Annotated in this window: 22 protein-coding genes and 2 pseudogenes; 6 read left to right on the plus strand and 18 right to left on the minus strand. The window is 68.4% G+C overall.

Going from position 1 to position 16,093, the window contains the following annotated elements; translation table 11 throughout:
* Window positions 1-153: 153 nt before the first annotated feature.
* The 8 genes and pseudogenes from fliG to AC2W7C_RS03660 form a co-directional block, all read right to left on the minus strand.
* A pseudogene (fliG, locus tag AC2W7C_RS03625) lies at window positions 154-1,172 on the minus strand (flagellar motor switch protein FliG).
* A 57-nt stretch (window positions 1,173-1,229) separates the two neighbouring features.
* Window positions 1,230-2,639, minus strand: coding sequence for a flagellar basal-body MS-ring/collar protein FliF (gene fliF, locus AC2W7C_RS03630; RefSeq protein ID WP_486000235.1), 1,410 nt, complete (start codon window positions 2,637-2,639; stop codon window positions 1,230-1,232).
* Window positions 2,528-2,818 (minus strand): hypothetical protein, encoded by a 291-nt coding sequence (locus tag AC2W7C_RS03635; RefSeq protein ID WP_486000237.1) that lies wholly within the window; start codon window positions 2,816-2,818, stop codon window positions 2,528-2,530. Before AC2W7C_RS03635 ends, fliF begins: the two co-directional genes overlap by 112 nt.
* 78 nt (window positions 2,819-2,896) lie before the next feature.
* A pseudogene (gene flhB, locus AC2W7C_RS03640) lies at window positions 2,897-3,981 on the minus strand (flagellar biosynthesis protein FlhB).
* Complete coding sequence (gene fliR / locus AC2W7C_RS03645) at window positions 3,974-4,744, minus strand: flagellar biosynthetic protein FliR (RefSeq protein ID WP_486000216.1); 771 nt, start codon at window positions 4,742-4,744, stop codon at window positions 3,974-3,976. The pseudogene flhB and the gene fliR overlap by 8 nt, the downstream one beginning before the upstream one ends.
* Window positions 4,745-4,748: 4 nt before the next feature.
* Window positions 4,749-5,012, minus strand: a complete 264-nt coding sequence (gene fliQ / locus AC2W7C_RS03650; RefSeq protein WP_486000217.1) for a flagellar biosynthesis protein FliQ — start codon at window positions 5,010-5,012, stop codon at window positions 4,749-4,751.
* A 90-nt stretch (window positions 5,013-5,102) separates the two neighbouring features.
* Complete coding sequence (locus tag AC2W7C_RS03655; protein ID WP_486000218.1) at window positions 5,103-5,396, minus strand: DUF6958 family protein; 294 nt, start codon at window positions 5,394-5,396, stop codon at window positions 5,103-5,105.
* Window positions 5,386-5,943: a GFA family protein gene (locus AC2W7C_RS03660; protein ID WP_486000219.1), complete on the minus strand. Its 558-nt coding sequence runs from the start codon at window positions 5,941-5,943 to the stop codon at window positions 5,386-5,388. The genes AC2W7C_RS03655 and AC2W7C_RS03660 overlap by 11 nt, the downstream gene beginning before the upstream one ends.
* A 128-nt stretch (window positions 5,944-6,071) precedes the next feature.
* Between AC2W7C_RS03660 and AC2W7C_RS03665 the strand changes: the two genes are divergently transcribed.
* Window positions 6,072-6,674 (plus strand): TetR/AcrR family transcriptional regulator, encoded by a 603-nt coding sequence (locus AC2W7C_RS03665; protein WP_486000220.1) that lies wholly within the window; start codon window positions 6,072-6,074, stop codon window positions 6,672-6,674.
* A gap of 47 nt (window positions 6,675-6,721) precedes the next feature.
* Complete coding sequence (gene folE, locus AC2W7C_RS03670) at window positions 6,722-7,297, plus strand: GTP cyclohydrolase I FolE (protein ID WP_486000221.1); 576 nt, start codon at window positions 6,722-6,724, stop codon at window positions 7,295-7,297.
* 11 nt (window positions 7,298-7,308) lie between these two features.
* Here folE and arsH read toward each other — a convergent pair whose 3' ends face one another.
* The 4 genes from arsH to AC2W7C_RS03690 are packed head-to-tail and all read right to left on the minus strand — an operon-like array spanning window position 7,309 to window position 9,905.
* Entirely contained in the window at window positions 7,309-8,052 is a 744-nt protein-coding gene (gene arsH, locus AC2W7C_RS03675) for an arsenical resistance protein ArsH (protein ID WP_486000222.1), read from the minus strand.
* Window positions 8,049-9,143, minus strand: a complete 1,095-nt coding sequence (gene arsB / locus AC2W7C_RS03680) for an ACR3 family arsenite efflux transporter (RefSeq protein WP_486000223.1) — start codon at window positions 9,141-9,143, stop codon at window positions 8,049-8,051. The genes arsH and arsB overlap by 4 nt, the downstream gene beginning before the upstream one ends.
* Complete coding sequence (arsC, locus tag AC2W7C_RS03685; RefSeq protein WP_486000224.1) at window positions 9,140-9,562, minus strand: arsenate reductase (glutaredoxin); 423 nt, start codon at window positions 9,560-9,562, stop codon at window positions 9,140-9,142. Before arsC ends, arsB begins: the two co-directional genes overlap by 4 nt.
* Before the next feature lie 7 nt (window positions 9,563-9,569).
* Entirely contained in the window at window positions 9,570-9,905 is a 336-nt protein-coding gene (locus tag AC2W7C_RS03690; protein WP_486000225.1) for an ArsR/SmtB family transcription factor, read from the minus strand.
* A 104-nt stretch (window positions 9,906-10,009) separates the two neighbouring features.
* Between AC2W7C_RS03690 and AC2W7C_RS03695 the strand changes: the two genes are divergently transcribed.
* A complete protein-coding gene (locus tag AC2W7C_RS03695; protein ID WP_486000226.1) occupies window positions 10,010-11,158 on the plus strand; it encodes an acyltransferase family protein in 1,149 nt (382 codons plus the stop codon).
* Window positions 11,159-11,162: 4 nt separating this feature from the next.
* On the opposite strand, the gene AC2W7C_RS03700 is transcribed toward AC2W7C_RS03695, so the two are convergent.
* The 5 genes from AC2W7C_RS03700 to AC2W7C_RS03720 form a co-directional block, all read right to left on the minus strand.
* Window positions 11,163-11,612: a GFA family protein gene (locus AC2W7C_RS03700; protein WP_486000227.1), complete on the minus strand. Its 450-nt coding sequence runs from the start codon at window positions 11,610-11,612 to the stop codon at window positions 11,163-11,165.
* A complete protein-coding gene (locus tag AC2W7C_RS03705; RefSeq protein ID WP_486000228.1) occupies window positions 11,612-11,995 on the minus strand; it encodes a VOC family protein in 384 nt (127 codons plus the stop codon). The genes AC2W7C_RS03700 and AC2W7C_RS03705 overlap by 1 nt, the downstream gene beginning before the upstream one ends.
* An 80-nt stretch (window positions 11,996-12,075) precedes the next feature.
* On the minus strand, window positions 12,076-12,375 hold the full coding sequence (fliE, locus tag AC2W7C_RS03710; RefSeq protein WP_486000229.1) for a flagellar hook-basal body complex protein FliE: 300 nt from the start codon (window positions 12,373-12,375) through the stop codon (window positions 12,076-12,078).
* A gap of 10 nt (window positions 12,376-12,385) precedes the next feature.
* Window positions 12,386-12,805, minus strand: a complete 420-nt coding sequence (gene flgC, locus AC2W7C_RS03715) for a flagellar basal body rod protein FlgC (RefSeq protein WP_486000230.1) — start codon at window positions 12,803-12,805, stop codon at window positions 12,386-12,388.
* Between the two features lie 17 nt (window positions 12,806-12,822).
* Window positions 12,823-13,227, minus strand: coding sequence for a flagellar basal body protein (locus AC2W7C_RS03720; RefSeq protein WP_486000231.1), 405 nt, complete (start codon window positions 13,225-13,227; stop codon window positions 12,823-12,825).
* A 146-nt stretch (window positions 13,228-13,373) separates the two neighbouring features.
* Here AC2W7C_RS03720 and AC2W7C_RS03725 point away from each other — a divergent pair, with 146 nt between their 5' ends.
* From AC2W7C_RS03725 to AC2W7C_RS03735, 3 genes are all read left to right on the plus strand, one after another.
* Window positions 13,374-13,649, plus strand: coding sequence for a flagellar biosynthetic protein FliO (locus AC2W7C_RS03725; RefSeq protein WP_486000232.1), 276 nt, complete (start codon window positions 13,374-13,376; stop codon window positions 13,647-13,649).
* Window positions 13,650-13,669: 20 nt separating this feature from the next.
* Window positions 13,670-14,470, plus strand: coding sequence for a flagellar type III secretion system pore protein FliP (gene fliP / locus AC2W7C_RS03730; RefSeq protein ID WP_486000236.1), 801 nt, complete (start codon window positions 13,670-13,672; stop codon window positions 14,468-14,470).
* Window positions 14,471-14,590: 120 nt separating this feature from the next.
* Complete coding sequence (locus AC2W7C_RS03735; protein WP_486000233.1) at window positions 14,591-14,869, plus strand: HU family DNA-binding protein; 279 nt, start codon at window positions 14,591-14,593, stop codon at window positions 14,867-14,869.
* A gap of 138 nt (window positions 14,870-15,007) precedes the next feature.
* Here the strand turns inward: AC2W7C_RS03735 and AC2W7C_RS03740 are convergent.
* A partial coding sequence (locus tag AC2W7C_RS03740; RefSeq protein WP_486000234.1) for a tetratricopeptide repeat protein occupies window positions 15,008-16,093 on the minus strand: 1,086 nt, incomplete at its 5' end.

Below are 16,093 nucleotides of genomic sequence, written 5' to 3' on the forward strand. Positions count from 1 at the left end.
GCTTCGGCGCGCGCGTCGGCGACCAGGGCCTCGACCTCGGCGGGCGAGAAGGCGCGCTTGACCGGCCGGAAGGCCGACTGGCGCACCACGGCGCCGGCGGCGTCGAACTCGGTGTCGAAGGAGAAGGCGCGATGTTCGGCGGGCTGGGTCATGTCAGTAGATCAGCTCGTCGTCGCCGCCCTGGCCGACCAGCATGATCTCGCCCTTGGCGGCGAGGTCCTTGGCGACCTGGACCATGGCCATCTGGGCCTGGTCGACGTCCTTCAGGCGGACGGGGCCCATCGACTCCATGTCCTCGCGCATGATCTTGGCGGCGCGTTCGGACATGTTGGAGAAGAACATCTCGCGCAGGCTTTCCGAGGCCCCCTTCAGCGCCAGGGCCAGGGAGTCCTTCTCGACCGCCCGCAGCAGGGTCTGGATGCCGCCGGGATCCAGCTTGGACAGGTCCTCGAAGACGAACATCAGGGCGCGGATGCGCTCGGCCGCCTCGCGGTTACGTTCCTCCAGCGCACCGATGAAGCGCGCCTCGGTCTGGCGGTCGAAGCTGTTGAAGATGTCGGCCATCAGTTCGTGGGAATCGCGCTTGGACGTGCGCGCTAGGTTCGACATGAACTCGGTGCGCAGGGTCTGCTCGATCTTGTCCAGGATCTCGCGCTGGACCGGCTCCATGCGCAGCATGCGCTGGACACACTCCAGGGCGAAGTCCTCGGGCAGGCTGGTCAGGACGCGGGCGGCGTGGTCCGGCTTCACCTTGGAGAGCACCACCGCGACCGTCTGGGGGTATTCGTTCTTCAGATAGTTGGCGAGGACGGCCTCGTTCACATTGCCCAGCTTGTCCCACATGTCGCGGCCGGACCGCGGATCTCCTCCATCAGGGCCTCGACCCGGTCGCCGGGCATGAAGGAGGCGAGCAGGCGCTGGGTCTGTTCGTAGCTCCCCATCACGGCGCCCGAACCGCTCATGCCCGAGACGAATTCGACCAGAAGCTCTTCGACCACCGTGGCGCTGACGGTGCCCAGGCCGGCCATCGCCTGGGAGATCTCCTTGACCTCGTCCTCGTCGAGCCCCTGCCACAGGCGGGTGTGATCCTCACCCAGAGAAAGCAGGACCACCGCGGCCTTCTCGGGCCCCGTCAGCTTGCGGGGGTCGTCGACCGCCGGCTTCTTGGTGATCATCCGCGAGGCCATCAGCCTTCATGCACCCAGCTGCGGAGGATCGAGGTCGATTCCTCAGGATGCTTCTCGACGAAGTCGGCGACCTTCTTGACGGAGGAGGCCTTCACCTGACCCTCGATGCGGGCGATGTCGAGCCGCTGCTCCATGTCCGACGGACCGGTCAGCTGGGGCGTCGGAGCCCCCGCCCCGCCGACGATGGTCGTCTGCAGAGAGGTGACCGGCACGCCGCCGGCGCCGGCCAGCTGCGGTTGGGCGCCGCGCGGTCGCCGCCTTCAGCAGCGGCCGCAGGACGAAGAAGATCAGCAGCACGCCGGTGATCAGCAGAACCAGCAGCTCCACTCCCCGCATGATGTCGTTCTTGGTGAAGTTGAACAGCGAGTTGCCGGCCTCCTCGCCCCCGACCGCCGCGACGTCGCGGTTGAAGCGGACGTTCAGCACCTCGATCTTGTCGCCCCGGGTCTCGTCGATGCCGACGGCGGCGGCGACCAGGGACTTGATCTGGGCGATCTCCTCGGCGGTGCGCGGGGCGTAGGTCGGCTCGCCGCGACCGTTGGCGGGCGGGGTCCATTTGCCGTCGACCGCGACGGACACGGCCAGCTTCTTGATCTCGCCCGCCTCCTTCACCGTGGTCGTGGTGGTGTTGGAGATCTCGTAGTTCGTCGTCTCGGTGTTCTGGGTGTCGCGCGAGCCCTGCGGGGTCGTCGTCGGCGCCGCGCCGCCGGGGATGTTGTTGGTCGCCGTCGCGCCGCCGTCCGGCACGCCCGTGGTGTCGGAGCTTTCCGTGCCGTTGGTCGAGGTCGAGCGGACGACCTGGCCGTCGGGATCGAAGCGCTGCTCCTGGGTGGTCGAGCGGGCGTGGTCGATCTCGGCGGTGACCTGCACCCGCGCGCCGCCGACGCCGACGACGCCTTCGACGATGTCCTTGATGCGCGCCTGCAGCTGGGCCTCGGTCTGGCCGCGGGCCTCTTCGGCGCTCGCGGCGCTGAAGCCGGCGCCGTCGGTCCCGGCCGCGAGGGTCCGGTTCGAGGTGTCGGTCAGGGTGACCTTCTCGGGCTTGAGGTTCGGCACCGACGACGCGACGACGTTGCGGATGGCCTGGACCTGGGCGCCGGTCAGCTGCCCGCCGGTCACCCCGACGACGACCGAAGCGGTCGGCTCGGCGGCCTGGGCCTGGAACAGCTCGCGGCGCGGCAGGGCGATCATGACGCGGGCCGAGTTGATGCCGCGCATGGTCTGGATGGTGCGGGCCAGCTCGCCCTCGAGCGCACGCTTCTCGTTCAGGTTCTGCTGGAACTCGGTCTGGCCCAGCACGGATTGGTTGTCGAAGATCTCGTAGCCGACGCTGCCGGAGGTCACGAGCCCCTTGCCGGCGACCAGCATGCGGGCCTCGCCGACCTGGTCGCGACTGACGAAGATGGTCGAACCGTCGCCGCGCGAGCTGTACTTGATGCCGGCGCTGTCCAGCGCGTGGTGACCTCGGAGGCCTCGCGCAAGTCGAGGTTCGAATAGAGCAGCGCGTCCGGCGCCTGGCCGATGCGGAGCATGACCGCGACCAGCACCGCGGCCACCCCGGCGGCGACGCCCAGCACCACGGTCAGGCGACCGATCCCGAACCTTTGCAACGCCGCTGTGAAGCCGCCCACGCGTCCTCGCCCCGATACTCGCGGGAAGTGACAGACGCCCGCTGGGCAGAAAATGCCGGGCGCGTGGTAAACGCCGCGTTAAGGACGTTGGCCCGCCCGCTTCCGGCGGCCCTGCAGGACGAAGCCGATGACCTTGGCGGCCGCTTCGAAATGCTCGCGCGGGATGGTCTCGTCGATGTCCACCGCGGCGTAGAGGGCGCGGGCCAGGGGCACGTTCTCGACGATGGGGACGGAATGCTCGCGGGCGACCTCGCGGATGCGGAGCGCCAGAGCGTCGACGCCCTTGGCGACGCAGACCGGCGCGGCGTCGCCCTTCTCGTAGCGCAGCGCCACCGAATAGTGGGTCGGGTTGGTGACGATCACCGTGGCCGTGGGCACGTTCTGCATCATCCGCTGGCGGCTGCGCTGGGCGCGGATCTGCTTCAGCTTGGCCTTGACGTGAGGATCGCCCTCGGACTGCTTGTAGTCCTCCTTCAGCTCTTCCTTGGTCATCTTCATCCGCTCGGCGAAGCGGAAGCGCTGCCACAGGTAGTCGGCCCCGGCGGTGAAGCCGAGGAAGACCAGGGCCGCGCTCATCAGGGCGATGGCCAGGTCGCGAGCGAAAGGCAGGATGGCGGCCGGCGACATGGCGGCCAGGTTCTCGAACTCGCGCACATGGGGCTTGAGCACGAACCAGCAGATGGCGCTGACAGCCAGGAGCTTGAGAAAGGTCTTCAGGAACTGGACCAGGCCGTCTGGGCCGAAGATGCGCTTGAAGCCCGCCATGGGACTGACGCGCTCCCACTGGGGCTTCATCTTCTCAGCGGTGAACAGCAAGCCGGACTGGGCGAGATTGCCGCCGGCCCCGCCGATGATCGTCGCCAGCATGACCACGCCCAGGAAGGGGCGATCGCCCACAGCGCCTGGGCGCCGATCTCCACGCCGGCGCCGGCCTCGAGCCCGCCCAGCATGGCGTGGGGCGAGGCGATGAACGGCAGCAGTTGCTCGGCCATCGAGGTGGCGAAATAGCCGCCCGCGCCCAACAGGACGGCGGCCGCTCCGAGAAGGGAGGCCGCGGAACCGACGTCCATCGATCGAGCGACGTCGCCCTTCTTGCGGGCGTCCTCGAGTTTTCGCGGGGTGGCCTCTTCTGTCTTCGACTCGGGATCGGCGCCTTCAGCCACCGGCGCCTCCCGCGAAGACCTGGGCCAGGGCGCGGTAGCGGTCGATGAAGACCGTGCCCAGGACGCCGAGGCTGAGGGCGAACACCGACAGCCCCAGGATCACGCTGAGCGGGGCGGCGGCGAAGAAGACCTGGAACTGCGGCATGACGCGGCCGACCAGCCCCGAGGCCAGGTTGAAGATCAGGGCGAAGACCAGCACCGGGGCCGACAGCTGGACGCCCAGCATGAAGCTGTCGCCCAGGGTCTTGATGGCCAGGGCCGTGAAGTCGCCGGTGACCAGGGGCCGGGCCGGCGCGATCAGTTCATAGGACCCGACCAGGCCGGCGATGAACAGGTGATGGGTGTCGGTGGCGAAGATCAGGGTCGTGCCCAGCAGCATCAGGAAGGCGGCGATGGTGGTCCCCGGCTGGGCCTGCAGCGGGTTGGCCGTCTGGGCGAAGCTGAGGGTGGTCTGCAGAGAGACGATCTCGCCGGCGGTGGCCAGCGCGGTCATGAAGCTGCGCAGCAGGGCCCCGATCATCAGGCCGACGACCACCTCGCGGATGATCCAGCCGGCCATGCCGCCGATCGTCGCCGGAAGAGCCGGCAGCGCGCCGGAGATCACCGGCCACAGGGCCAGGCTGATGACCAGGGCGAGGGACAGGCGGATGCGCGGCGGGACATAGCTTTCGCCGACGCCGGGCAGCATCAGCAGCACCGCGCCGATCCGGCCGAAGATCAGCGCGCCCTGCCAGACCTGTTCAGCGGTGGCGTAAGGCTCCACCGGCCTACATGCCGGCGATGCGGGCGGCGATGGTGCGCATGAAGCCGCCCAGCAGGGCGCCCATCAGCGGCAGGAACAGCAACAGGGAAATGAAGATGGCGATGATCTTGGGCGCATAGATCAGGGTCTGTTCCTGGATCTGGGTCAGGGCCTGGAACAGGCCGATGACCACGCCGACGATCAGCCCGACCAGCAGCACCGGCAGGCACAGCTGGATCGTCAGCCACAGGGCGTCGCGACCCACATCCAGAACTTCCGCGCCGTTCATCGATACGCTCCGAGGGCCGCAACACGCGCGGCCGAACCGGGCAGAAAATGCCGGGAGCGTGGTTAACGAGGCGTTAGTGAGGCGCGGCCGTCAGACGCGACGAAGGCGGACCGGCGAGCCGGCGCCCCGCCGGATCACCCCCTTGGCTTCCTGGTCCAGCTGGGCCGCCTTCAGCCACCAGCCGGCCTTCTCGCCGCCAGGGAACAGGTCCGCCGGCAGATGGGGCAGCAGGGCGGCCTTGGCCTCGGCCACCGTCAGGCCGGGCTCGGCCGTGGGGAGGACCTTCAGCAGGGCGTCGCGCATGGCCTCGAACTTGGCCCGGTCCACCCGTTGGACGTGGCCTGGCGAGACGACATTCTGGATCTCGATCTTGTCAGCGGCCATCGAGGACGCCCTCCACATAGTCGACCTTGGGGACGCGAAATCCCATGGCCGCCCAGGCGACCAGGAGCTTCCACATGAAGGCGGGCGATTGGGTCGCCGCCGACGGGGCCGAGCGGTCCAGGGCGGCGGCGGCCGGTCCCAGATCCTTGGTCATGGTGCGCATCTCGATCGGTGGGCGGTCTTCCGCCCGCAGGCGGTCACGGTAGAGGCTCAGCCAGTGGCCGTGCTCGAACTCCAGAAACATCGGCGCGCCGCAGCAGGCGGCGACGATCCGGCGGGTCTTGGCGTCGGCGCCCAGCCGGAACTCGCGCAGGCGGTCCGCCCCCTTCACCGGCCGCACCCGGTCCTTGCGATAGAGCACATAGTCCGTGCCGTCTTCGCTGTTCAGGATCATGGGGACGCCGGGACGTCGGCCCAGTTCCGCCGCCGCCTTGCGGCAGCTGTCGCAATAGCAGGCCGCCGTCAGGATCGGACGGCCGACCGCCTCCAGCGTCGCCCCACCGCAGCGGCATCCGAGGGAACGCATCGGGTTCAGATCTCGGGCCATCGTCTCCTCCATCTTGAAACTAGACTGGACGGTCCAGTTTGATGAGTCAAGCGCGGGGATGTAGGCTGGGCCGCGACTCACGGTCGAACGGAGTGCGGAGACGGATGGCGACGGGACCTCGGGAACGCATGGCGAAGACGCGCCAGACCATTCTGGACGCCGCCCGCGGCCTGTTCCTGGAAAACGGGTACACGCCGACCAGCATGGACGAGGTGGCGGCCGCCGCGAGCGTGTCGAAGCAGACCGTCTACGCCCACTTCGGCTCCAAGGAGGCGCTGTTCCTGGAGCTGATCGACAGCATGACCGGGGCGGCCGGCGACATCCATCAGGCCGAGCTCGCGGATCCAGTCGATGATCGCCCGATCCAGGCCTTCCTGACCGAGTACGCCGAGCGCCAGCTGGCCATCGTCCTGACCCCGGAGCTGATGCGCCTCAGGCGTCTGGTGATCGGCGAGGCGGGGCGGTTCCCCGAACTGGGGCGGACGCTTCACGCCCGCGGTCCCGGCCGGTCGATCGGACGTCTGGCCCGCGCGCTCGAACATTACGGAAAGATCGGGCAGGTGCGGGTTCAGGACCCTCGATCCGCGGCGGCCTTCTTCAACTGGCTGGTCATGGGCGAGCCGGTGAACGACGCCATGCTGATGGGCGACGCGGCCATACCGGGGCCGGCCGCCCTGAGGGCGCACGCCAGGGAGGCGGTGCGGATATTCCTGTCGGCCTATGCAAGCTGAGCGATCCGGGACTGGAACTCGGCGACGCTTCGCGGTCTAAGGACCGGATGAGCAAGCCGACCATCTCCCAGGCCGACGCCGAAGCCGCCGTCCGCACGCTGATCGAATGGGCCGGGGATGATCCCAGCCGCGAGGGCCTGCTGGACACCCCCGCCCGGGTGGCGCGCAGCTACAAGGAGCTGTTCGCCGGATACGAGGAAGAGCCGCGCGCCTATCTGGAGCGGACCTTCGAGGAGGTCGGCGGTTACGACGAGATGGTCGTCCTGAAGGACATCCGCTTCGTCAGCTTCTGCGAGCATCACATGCTGCCGGTGGTGGGCGTGGCCCACGTCGGCTACCTGCCGACAAACCGAGTGGTCGGCATCTCCAAGCTGGCGCGGGTGGTGCGCGGCTACGCCCGGCGACTGCAGATCCAGGAGAAGATGACGTCCGAGATCGCCAGGGCGATCGACGAGGTGCTGAAACCCCAGGGCGTGGGGGTGGTGATCGAGGCCGAGCACAGCTGCATGACCCTGCGCGGGGTCAATGCGCCGGGCGCCAGCCTGACCACCAGCCACCTGAGCGGCGTGATGCGGGACGACCCGCGGACGCGCGAGGAATTCCTGCGGCTGACGCGGAAATAGGCTGGGCAGGATCAGACGCGGATCGCGATGGCCGACAGATCGCGCGTTCCGTCGATCGGAACGCCCGCAGACTTCCGTTCGGAATAGCGATCGACGAGTCGTGAAGCATGCGGTCGGGTGAGGACGGTGAAGCGCACCAGTTCCTCCATCACGTCGACGATCCGGTCATAGTAGGCCGAGGGCTTCATCCGGCCGGTTTCGTCGAACTCGGCGAAGGCCTTGGCGACGCTGGACTGGTTGGGGATAGTGATCATCCGCATCCAGCGCCCCAGCAGGCGCAGGGTGTTCACGGCGTTGAAACTCTGCGACCCGCCCGAGACCTGCATGACCGCCAGGGTGCGACCCTGGGTGGGCCGGACGCCGCCCATGTTCAGGGGCAGATGGTCGATCTGCAGCTTCATGACGCCCGAGACCTGTCCGTGGCGTTCGGGACTGCACCAGACCATGCCCTCGGACCACATGGCGTGTTCGCGCAGTTCGTGAACGGCCGGATGGTCATCGCCTGGGACCTGGTCCGTCAGCGGCAGGTCCGAAGGGTCGAAGATGCGGGTCTCGCAACCCATGAGCCGCAGCAGCCGGGCCGCCTCCTCGACGCACAGCCGGGAATAGGACCGGGCGCGGAGCGAGCCGTACAGCAGCAGGATGCGGGGCGGCGGCTCGCCTGGACCAAGCCCGGCACCGGGACGGAGATGCAGGAAGGCGGGGTCAAGCGCCGGAAGGTGGTCGGGGTCCGGCAGGTTTCGGAGCCGGCTCATCCGGCGATCTCCGAACGCCGCGCGCCACCGGTAAACCAGCGACGTCCCAGCCAGAGGGCGACCGAGACGAGCAGGACCAGCACCGGGACCTCCACCAGCGGACCGATGACGGCGGCGAACGCGACCGGCGACGCCAGGCCGAAGGCGGCGATGGCGACCGCGATGGCGAGCTCGAAATTGTTCGAGGCGGCGGTGAAGGCTAGCGCCGTCGTGCGCGGGTAGTCGACCCGGAGCACCCGCCCCATGAAGAAGCTGACCACGAACATGATGAGGAAGTAGAGCGTCAGCGGGACGGCGATCCGCAAGGCGTCCAGCGGCAAGGCCACGACCTCGCCGCCCTTGAGCCCGAACATGGCGACGATGGTGAACAGAAGGGCGATCAGGGCCAGCGGGCCGATGCGGGGAAGGAAGCGGGTCTCGTACCAATCGAGCCCCCTGCGGGCGACGAGCACCCGCCGCGTGAGGAAGCCGGCCAGGAACGGAAGGCCGAGATAGGTCAGGACCGCGCCCGCGATCGTCCAGAAGCCGACGTCGATCATGCCCCCCTCCAGCCCGAACAGGGGCGGCAGGACGGTGAGGAACAGCCAAGCGTAGACGCTGAAGAAAGCGATCTGGAAGATCGAGTTGAACGCCACCAGGCCCGCGACATACTGGTTGTCGCCCCGTGCGAGGTCGTTCCAGATCAGGACCATGGCGATGCAGCGCGCCAGGCCGATCAGGATCACGCCGGTCATGTACTCGGGCTGGTCGCGCAGGAAGATCACAGCCAGGCCGAACATCAGGACCGGCCCCAGCACCCAGTTCTGGAACAGCGACAGCAGCAGCACCCGCCTGTCGGCGAAGACACGAGGCAGCGCCTCGTACTTCACCCGCGCCAACGGCGGGTACATCATCACGATGAGGCCGAGGGCGATGGGGATGTTGGTCGAGCCGACCGACAGGCTGTCGATCCAGCGGGAAAGACCGGGCACGACGGTCCCCAGGAGGACGCCCAGGACCATCGCGCCGAAGATCCACGCCGTCAGCCACCGGTCAAGGAAAGACAGGCGCCGGACGGCGGGGTGATCCGCGGAGGGCTCCACGGCCGTCATTGGGCCCGTCGGCCCTGGGCGTCGATGACGACTTCGCCGTCCTCCTTGGCGAACGGCTTGAGATCGTCGGCAGGCAGGAGATCCAGGACCGCCTCGGACGGCCGGCACAGCTTCACGCCGAGCGGCGAGACGACGATGGGGCGGTTCATCAGGATCGGATGAGCCTCGATGGCGTCGAGCAGTTGATCGTCGGTCAGGTCGGGATCGTCGAGGCCCAGTTCCGCGAACGGCGCGCCCTTCTCGCGCAGGATGTCGCGGACGCCGACGCCCATGCGCCGGACGAGGTCGGCGATCACCGCGCGGTCGGGCGGGGTCTGGAGGTATTCGATCACCTGCGGCTCGACGCCGACATGGCGGATCAGGGCCAGGGTGTTGCGCGAGGTGCCGCAGGCGGGGTTGTGATAGATGGTGACGTCCATGGGGTCCTCAGGCGCAGCAGGGGGCCAACTCGGCCAACAGGGGTTCGCACAGCTCGGACCGGCCCTGGCAGCAGTCCTTGAGCAGGTACAGCACGAGATCACGCAGCTGATCGAGGTCGGCTCGATAGATGATCGAGCGCCCTCGCCGGTCCGCCCGAACCAGGCCGGCCCGGGTCAGGACACCGAGGTGGGCCGACAGGGTGTTCGCCGGCACGGCGAGGGCGTTCGCGGCCTCCCCGGCCGGCAAGCCGTCGGGTTCATGGCGAACCAGCAGGCGGAAGGCTTCGAGCCGCGTGGGCTGAGCCAGGGCTGCGAGAGCCAGAATCGCGGGTTCTGATTCCATATTTCCAGAATAATGGAAATATACTGGGTGCCAAGCCCACCTATTGGAGAATCCCTCGCCTCGGCCCGGTCCTTGCGGAATTCGCCTCGAAGGAGGCCTTTCCCATGGCCTGGACAGCGATTTCGACCCGAAATGAGACACCGCCCATCGTTCGCGGCGGGTGGCTGGACGCTTTGCGTTTCATTGTGGCCGGCCTGATCATCCTGCACCACTTCCAGATGTCGGCCCCCGTGCCGCTGGCCGAAGGGGTGCACCCGGTGTTCGAGCGGGGCGGGTTCCTGCTGACCAACTTCTTCCTGATCGACAGCGGCTATGTGCTGATGCGGGTCTATGGCGCGTCAGTGGCCAAGGGATCCATGTCGGCCGGCGACTTCTTCCTGAAGCGCTATCTGCGCGTCCTGCCCGCGCACCTGATCATGGGACTGGGCCTGGTGGGCCTGGTCGTCGTGGGCGGGATGCTGGGATTCGCGCCCCGGGCGCCGGAGTGGTTCCGCTGGGACCAGCTGCCGGCGCAGCTGACGCTGACCCAGGCCTTCGGCGTGCACGGCGGCTACGGCTGGAACGCGCCAAGCTGGTCGATCTCGGCCCTGATCGGCTGCTACCTGGCCTTCCCGTGGATCCTGCGTGGACTGGTCAGGCTGGGCCCCTGGACCGTGCTGGCGATGGGCGTCGGCCTGTATCTGGTCGCCAACCAGCTGACGTGGAGCCTGCTCGGCTATCCCGTCTATCAGATGCCGATGGGCTTCGGTTTCTTCCGGGCTCTGCCCCTGTTCTTCCTGGGCATGGCGCTGGCCTGGTTCGCCCAGAAGGTCTGGATCGCGCCGAAGCTGGCGGGCTGGGCCGGGATCGGCGCGGCCCTGCTGCTGGCCTTCGTCCAGTATTTCGACAAGCACGCCCTGATCTCTCTGGCCTGCATCTCGACCATCATCCTGGCGGCCGGCGCGACGCCAACGCCCCGGCCCTCGAAATGGGTCGAGAAGGCCGCGCAGGTCTCGTTCTCGATGTTCATCACCAACGAAGTGGTGCGCATCGCCTGGTTCGGCGTCGTCAATGTGCTGGTCGCCCGCTTCGGCGCGCCGGCGCCGGTGCAGTGGGCGCTGTGGTTCGCGGGCGTGGCGGCGGCCTTCGTCTTCGCTTTCCTGTTCCACCAGCTGATCGACACGCCGCTCCAGAACCGCATCCGCGGCTGGTTGAAGTCGCGCCGACGCCGCGCGCCGGTCGTCGCCCAGCCCGTCGTCTCGCTGGAAGGCTGATCGGCTAGAGGTAGCTGACGATGGCCGGCGGATGGCCCCAGTCGTCGTGGGCGCCGTCCTCGTAGCGGACCGGCGCGCGCGCGAGGTCCTCGGGGCTGACGTCATCCAGCGCCGCCACGTTCACGCAGACGAAGTCGCCGCCCATCACCGGCTCGCTGGCGGTGACGAAGGCGTAGATGCCGCAGGTCCGGCAGAAGGTGTGGTCCACCCCGCCCTCGCCGAAGCGGTAGTGTGTGAGCTCATCGGCGCCCTGAAGCAGGCGGAAGGATTCGGACGGGATGTGGGCCTTCCACATCCGGGTCTTGCGGCAGATCGAGCAGTTGCAGCGCAGCGTGGTGGCGAACCAGGGGCCTGGGCGCAGCTGCGGGGACCGCTCGCCCTCGGGCGCCAGGTCGATGTCGCACTCGAACTTCACCGCGCCGCAGTGGCAGCCTCCGCGCCGCGTCCGGATCATCACATGCCTTCGATGAGGTGGAGGATATTGCCGTCCGGATCCTTGAACCAGACCATCTTCATCGGGCCAGCTTCATGGATGTCGCCGTTCAGGGTCAAGCCCATGTCGGGGTAGTGCTCGAAGACGACGCCGCGAGACTTCAGATCGTTCACGGTCTCGACCATGTCGCCCTTCATGTCCCAGGTGACCGCATTGGCCCTGTTCGTGCCCGCGAAATCGGATCTGTAGACGGTCAGCCAGGTGTCGCCGGTCCGGAAGCCCAGCATGTCCTGGTCCTCGCCGCCCGCGGCCAGGGCCAGGCCCAGGACGTCTTCGTAGAAGGTCCGCGCGCGCGCGATATCGCGCACGGCGACGATGGCGGAGGAGTTGCGGTCTTTGAGCATGTCGGTCCCCTGACAAGCGCCCGGACGGCGCGTCGGGTTCCCTAGGGACCCAGCTTGGCCGTCTCGAGGCGCGGCCCCTGTCAGATCGGCATCCGCATGATCTCCTGATAGGCCTGGATCACCTGGTCGCGGACGGCCATGACGGTCTCCAGGGAGGCCTCGGCCGAGGAGACGGCGGTGACCACGTCGATCAGGCTGCCCTGCCCCTGCACGGCGGCGGTCATCTGGGTCTCCGCGGCGCGCGAGGTCGCGGTCATGTCGCCCATGACGCTGGTCAGCATCTCGGCGAAGCCGGACTGGGCCGGGCCCGAGACGGGCGCGGTCGGCGTCGCGCCGCCCTGGATCGAGGCGTAGGCCTTGGCCGCCATCAAGGGGTTCATCGGTCAGGCCCTATTTCTTCAGCAGGTCGAGGGTGCGCGACTCCATCGAGCGCGCGGTCTCGATGACGTTCAGGTTGGCTTCGTAGGCGCGCTGCGCCTCGCGCATGTCCATGGCCTCGACCAGGGTGTCGACGTTGGGCCGCAGCACATAGCCTTCAGCATTGGCGGCCGGATGCGACGGATCGTACTCGCTGCGGAAGTCACCCATGTCGGGGCGGACTTCGGCCAGGGTGACGCCGGTGGCGCCGTCGATCTCGCGCGCCTGGAAGACGGGGATCTGACGGCGGTAGGGCTGGCCGCCGGCGACCTGGGCGGTCGACTGGGCGTTGGCGATGTTCTCGGCGATCACGCGCATGCGCGATTGCTGGGCCTTCAGCGCGCTGGCGGCGACGGCCATGGCGCTGTTCCGGGGCGGGACGGGATCGGGCATCGGTTCTTCCCTGTCTATCAGCGGCCGGGCGGCTTGGCGGCCAGGCGGAGCATCTGCATGGACTTCTGGTAGAAGCCGATGGCGGCGTCGTAGGCCATGCGGCTTTCGGCCATCTTCAGCATCTGCTCCTCGACCACGACCGAGTTGCCGTCCAGCGTGGTCTCGGAATCCGGAGCCGAGGCCGTGTCGAACCGCGCCCTGGGGCCAGGCGGCGCGATGTGCATCGCACTGGTCCGGGTCATCCGGAGCCCCCCGCCTTCCCTCAGCGCCGCGGCGAAGTCGGTCGGAAGGTTCAGGTCGCGGCCCACGTAGCCAGGGGTGTCGGCGTTGGCGACGTTCTGGGCGATGACGCGCTGGCGCTCGTCCAGCCAGGATAGGCGGCCCTTGATCTGGCCGATCAGCGGCAGGTCGGAGAAGCCCACGGACACCATGCTCCGGGCGCGGATCGCCCAAGATTCGATCGGCAGAAACTGCCGCGTGCATGGTTAATGAGGCGTTATCTCAACGCGGCGTTAACCATGATCGCCGAAGGGTGGGCCGCCGGAATAGTCGCCGGCGGGGCCTGCGCATGAATTTCCTCGACCTGCTCAGGGCCCTGTTCGCCCTGGCCTTCACCCTCGGCATCATCGGCCTGGCGGCCTGGGCGGCGCGCCGTTACGCGCCCCAGCTGCTGGCCAGGCTGAGCGCCGAGCGCGGCGAGCGGCGCATGCAGGTGGTCGAGACCCTGGTGCTGGATCCGGCGCGGCGGCTGGTGTTGGTCAAGATCGACGAGGAGGAACGGCTGCTGCTGCTCGGCGAAGGCCGCGAGCTGATCGAGCCGCGCGGCCCGGAGGCCGGCAAGTGAGCCTGAAGGGCCTCTTCGTCATGCCGACCCGCGCCGAGCTGAAGCGCGCGGCCCTGCTGTCGCTGCTGACCACCGGCCTGTGCCTGCTCTGGCCCCTGGGCGCCCTGGCCCAGGACGTGGCGGCCGCCGGCGCGGGCGGGGCCGCGATCAACGTGGATCTGGGCACCGGCGCCGGCCTGACCGAGCGGGTCGTCCAGCTGGTCGGCCTGATGACGGTGCTGTCGCTGGCGCCGTCGATCGTGATCATGACCACCAGCTTCGTGCGCATCGTGGTGGTGCTGTCCCTGCTGCGCACCGCCCTGGGGATGCAGCAGTCGCCGCCCAACGCGGTGCTGGTCTCGCTGGCCCTGTTCCTGAGCGCCATCGTCATGGCCCCGACCTGGCAGGACGCCTATGATTCGGGCATCCGCCCCCTGCTGGACCAGCAGATGGAGCTGCCTCAGGCCTTCGATGCGGCCTCGGAACCTGTGAAGACTTTCATGCTGGGCCAGGTCGATCAGGACGACCTGGCGCTGTTCACCCGGCTGTCCAACATCGAGGCCCCGCAGGCGGCCGCCGACCTCCCCCTCAGAGTGGTCACGCCGGCCTTCATGATCAGTGAGCTGAAGCGGGCCTTCGAGATCGGATTTCTTCTTTTCGTTCCGTTCCTTGTGATCGATCTGGTGGTCGCCAGCGTGCTCATGTCGATGGGCATGATGATGCTGCCTCCGGTGGTCGTCTCCCTGCCTTTCAAACTGATATTCTTCGTGCTCGTGGACGGCTGGAGACTGGTCGCCGGAAGCCTCGTCGAGAGCTTCCAGCGCGCGTCCGGAACAGGGTAAATCCCCAGCCTGCAAGGCTTTGAGCGGCGAAGTCGCTTGCCACGGACGAAAAAAGCGGCGTCAATCCCTCCGTCATCGCCCCTGACTCGCGGGGCGAACTTAATCGGGAAACGACCCACAATGACCACTCAAGCCGAACTCATCGCCGCCGTCGCCAAGGACGCGGGCGTCAGCCAAGCCGACGCCGGCCGCGTCCTCGACGCGATCGTGAAGAACATTCACAAGTCGCTGACCTCGGGCGGCGATGTGCGCATTTCGAACCTCGGCGTGTTCGACACCGCGGCCCGCGCGGCTCGCGAAGGCCGTAACCCGGCCACCGGCGCGACCATCAAGATCGCCGCCTCGAAGGCCGTGCGCTTCCGCGTGTCGAAGCCGCTGAAGGACGCGGTGAACAAGTAAGACCCATCCTCATCCGCTCACCCCGGCGAACGCCGGGGCCCAGGTCACGAGCGCGGGCCAATGGTTTAGCCGGCGGCGCCAGCGACATCGTGATCTGAGGTTCCCATCTGGGTCCCGGCGTTCGCCGGGATGAGCGGATCAGTTGGAAGCTTGAGGACGGGCGGGGGCCGCGGGTCGGTTCCCGCCCGTTTTCTGTCTGAGCTCGGCCTTCATCTCGGCGACCCAGCCGGCGAAGGTGTCGGCCGAGGCCGTGAGCGCGGCGAAGTCGCCGGCCGAAACCGTCCCGCTCGTGCCGTCCAGGCCGTCCAGCGCGATCGAAAGCGCGGTCTTGGCCCTGGCTCCCGCGACGAAGGGCCGGTAGTTCCGCGACAGGCGGGCCAAGGCCGCGGCGTCCCGGCCCAGCGAATAGCCGACCCCGGCGCGGATCAGGCGCGCCTCCTCATCGGCGGAAAGCGCCGCGGGGTTCTTGTGACGGTCGCCCAGCCCGGCTTCGTACAAGGCGCCGGCCGCGGCCCAGTTCTCCTGCTTCCAGAAGACCTCAGCGCGGACGTCGCGCGCCTCGGACGAGCCATCCGAGCCCAGCACTTCCAGGGCGTGGTCGTAGCGGCCCAGGTTCATCAGGGCGCGCGCCTCCAGCGCCCGACGCTCGACGTTCAGCGCCGTGGGCAGCAAGGTCGTGCGCGACGTCCAGATCGCCTGCAGCGCCTGCTCGGGCTGACGGTCCATCAGGTAGATGGCGGCCAGATCCGTCGCGACCTGGGCCTTGGCGACGCCCTCCAGACGCGTGTCGACCTGATGCTTCAGCAGCTCCGCGGCCTGATCCAGCAGATCGACGTCCACCAGGCGCCGCGCCAGCCGACGGACCATCTCGTCGCCGTCGGCGCCGATCGGCGTCAACTCGCGGAAATCGTAGAACAGGCCCAGCGCCTGGACCGGCTGCAGGCCATCGGCGCCGCCTTCGAGGAACAGCATGCGGAAGGCCGAGGAGAGGTCTGCCGAGACCTCCGTCGCGCCCGGCAGGCGGTTGAGCCCCGGGCCGGCTCCCTTCAACGCGGTGAGGGCCTCGCGGTACAGTCCCTGGGACAGGTAGAGCTGGCCCAGTTGGCGGATGACGGCCAGTTCGGTGGCGTCGCCGCGCCAACGCCAGCGCAGCCCCTCCAGCTCCTTGGCGGCCGCGTCGGCTCGGCGCCGCTTCGCCAGCCGACAGGCGCACGACCCCCAGCC

The organism is Brevundimonas sp. CURTG3B2_SDJG, assembly GCF_057364705.1.

Coding starts and splice junctions, on each gene's coding strand:
- fliQ (WP_486000217.1), bottom strand. CDS start 5,012: ATGAACGGCGCGGAAGTTCTGGATGTGGGTCGCGACGCCCTGTGGCTG.
- AC2W7C_RS03655 (WP_486000218.1), bottom strand. CDS start 5,396: ATGGCCGCTGACAAGATCGAGATCCAGAATGTCGTCTCGCCAGGCCAC.
- AC2W7C_RS03660 (WP_486000219.1), bottom strand. CDS start 5,943: ATGGCCCGAGATCTGAACCCGATGCGTTCCCTCGGATGCCGCTGCGGT.
- AC2W7C_RS03665 (WP_486000220.1), top strand. CDS start 6,072: ATGGCGAAGACGCGCCAGACCATTCTGGACGCCGCCCGCGGCCTGTTC.
- folE (WP_486000221.1), top strand. CDS start 6,722: ATGAGCAAGCCGACCATCTCCCAGGCCGACGCCGAAGCCGCCGTCCGC.
- arsH (WP_486000222.1), bottom strand. CDS start 8,052: ATGAGCCGGCTCCGAAACCTGCCGGACCCCGACCACCTTCCGGCGCTT.
- arsB (WP_486000223.1), bottom strand. CDS start 9,143: ATGACGGCCGTGGAGCCCTCCGCGGATCACCCCGCCGTCCGGCGCCTG.
- arsC (WP_486000224.1), bottom strand. CDS start 9,562: ATGGACGTCACCATCTATCACAACCCCGCCTGCGGCACCTCGCGCAAC.
- AC2W7C_RS03690 (WP_486000225.1), bottom strand. CDS start 9,905: ATGGAATCAGAACCCGCGATTCTGGCTCTCGCAGCCCTGGCTCAGCCC.
- AC2W7C_RS03695 (WP_486000226.1), top strand. CDS start 10,010: ATGGCCTGGACAGCGATTTCGACCCGAAATGAGACACCGCCCATCGTT.
- AC2W7C_RS03700 (WP_486000227.1), bottom strand. CDS start 11,612: ATGATCCGGACGCGGCGCGGAGGCTGCCACTGCGGCGCGGTGAAGTTC.
- AC2W7C_RS03705 (WP_486000228.1), bottom strand. CDS start 11,995: ATGCTCAAAGACCGCAACTCCTCCGCCATCGTCGCCGTGCGCGATATC.
- fliE (WP_486000229.1), bottom strand. CDS start 12,375: ATGAACCCCTTGATGGCGGCCAAGGCCTACGCCTCGATCCAGGGCGGC.
- flgC (WP_486000230.1), bottom strand. CDS start 12,805: ATGCCCGATCCCGTCCCGCCCCGGAACAGCGCCATGGCCGTCGCCGCC.
- AC2W7C_RS03725 (WP_486000232.1), top strand. CDS start 13,374: ATGAATTTCCTCGACCTGCTCAGGGCCCTGTTCGCCCTGGCCTTCACC.
- fliP (WP_486000236.1), top strand. CDS start 13,670: ATGCCGACCCGCGCCGAGCTGAAGCGCGCGGCCCTGCTGTCGCTGCTG.
- AC2W7C_RS03735 (WP_486000233.1), top strand. CDS start 14,591: ATGACCACTCAAGCCGAACTCATCGCCGCCGTCGCCAAGGACGCGGGC.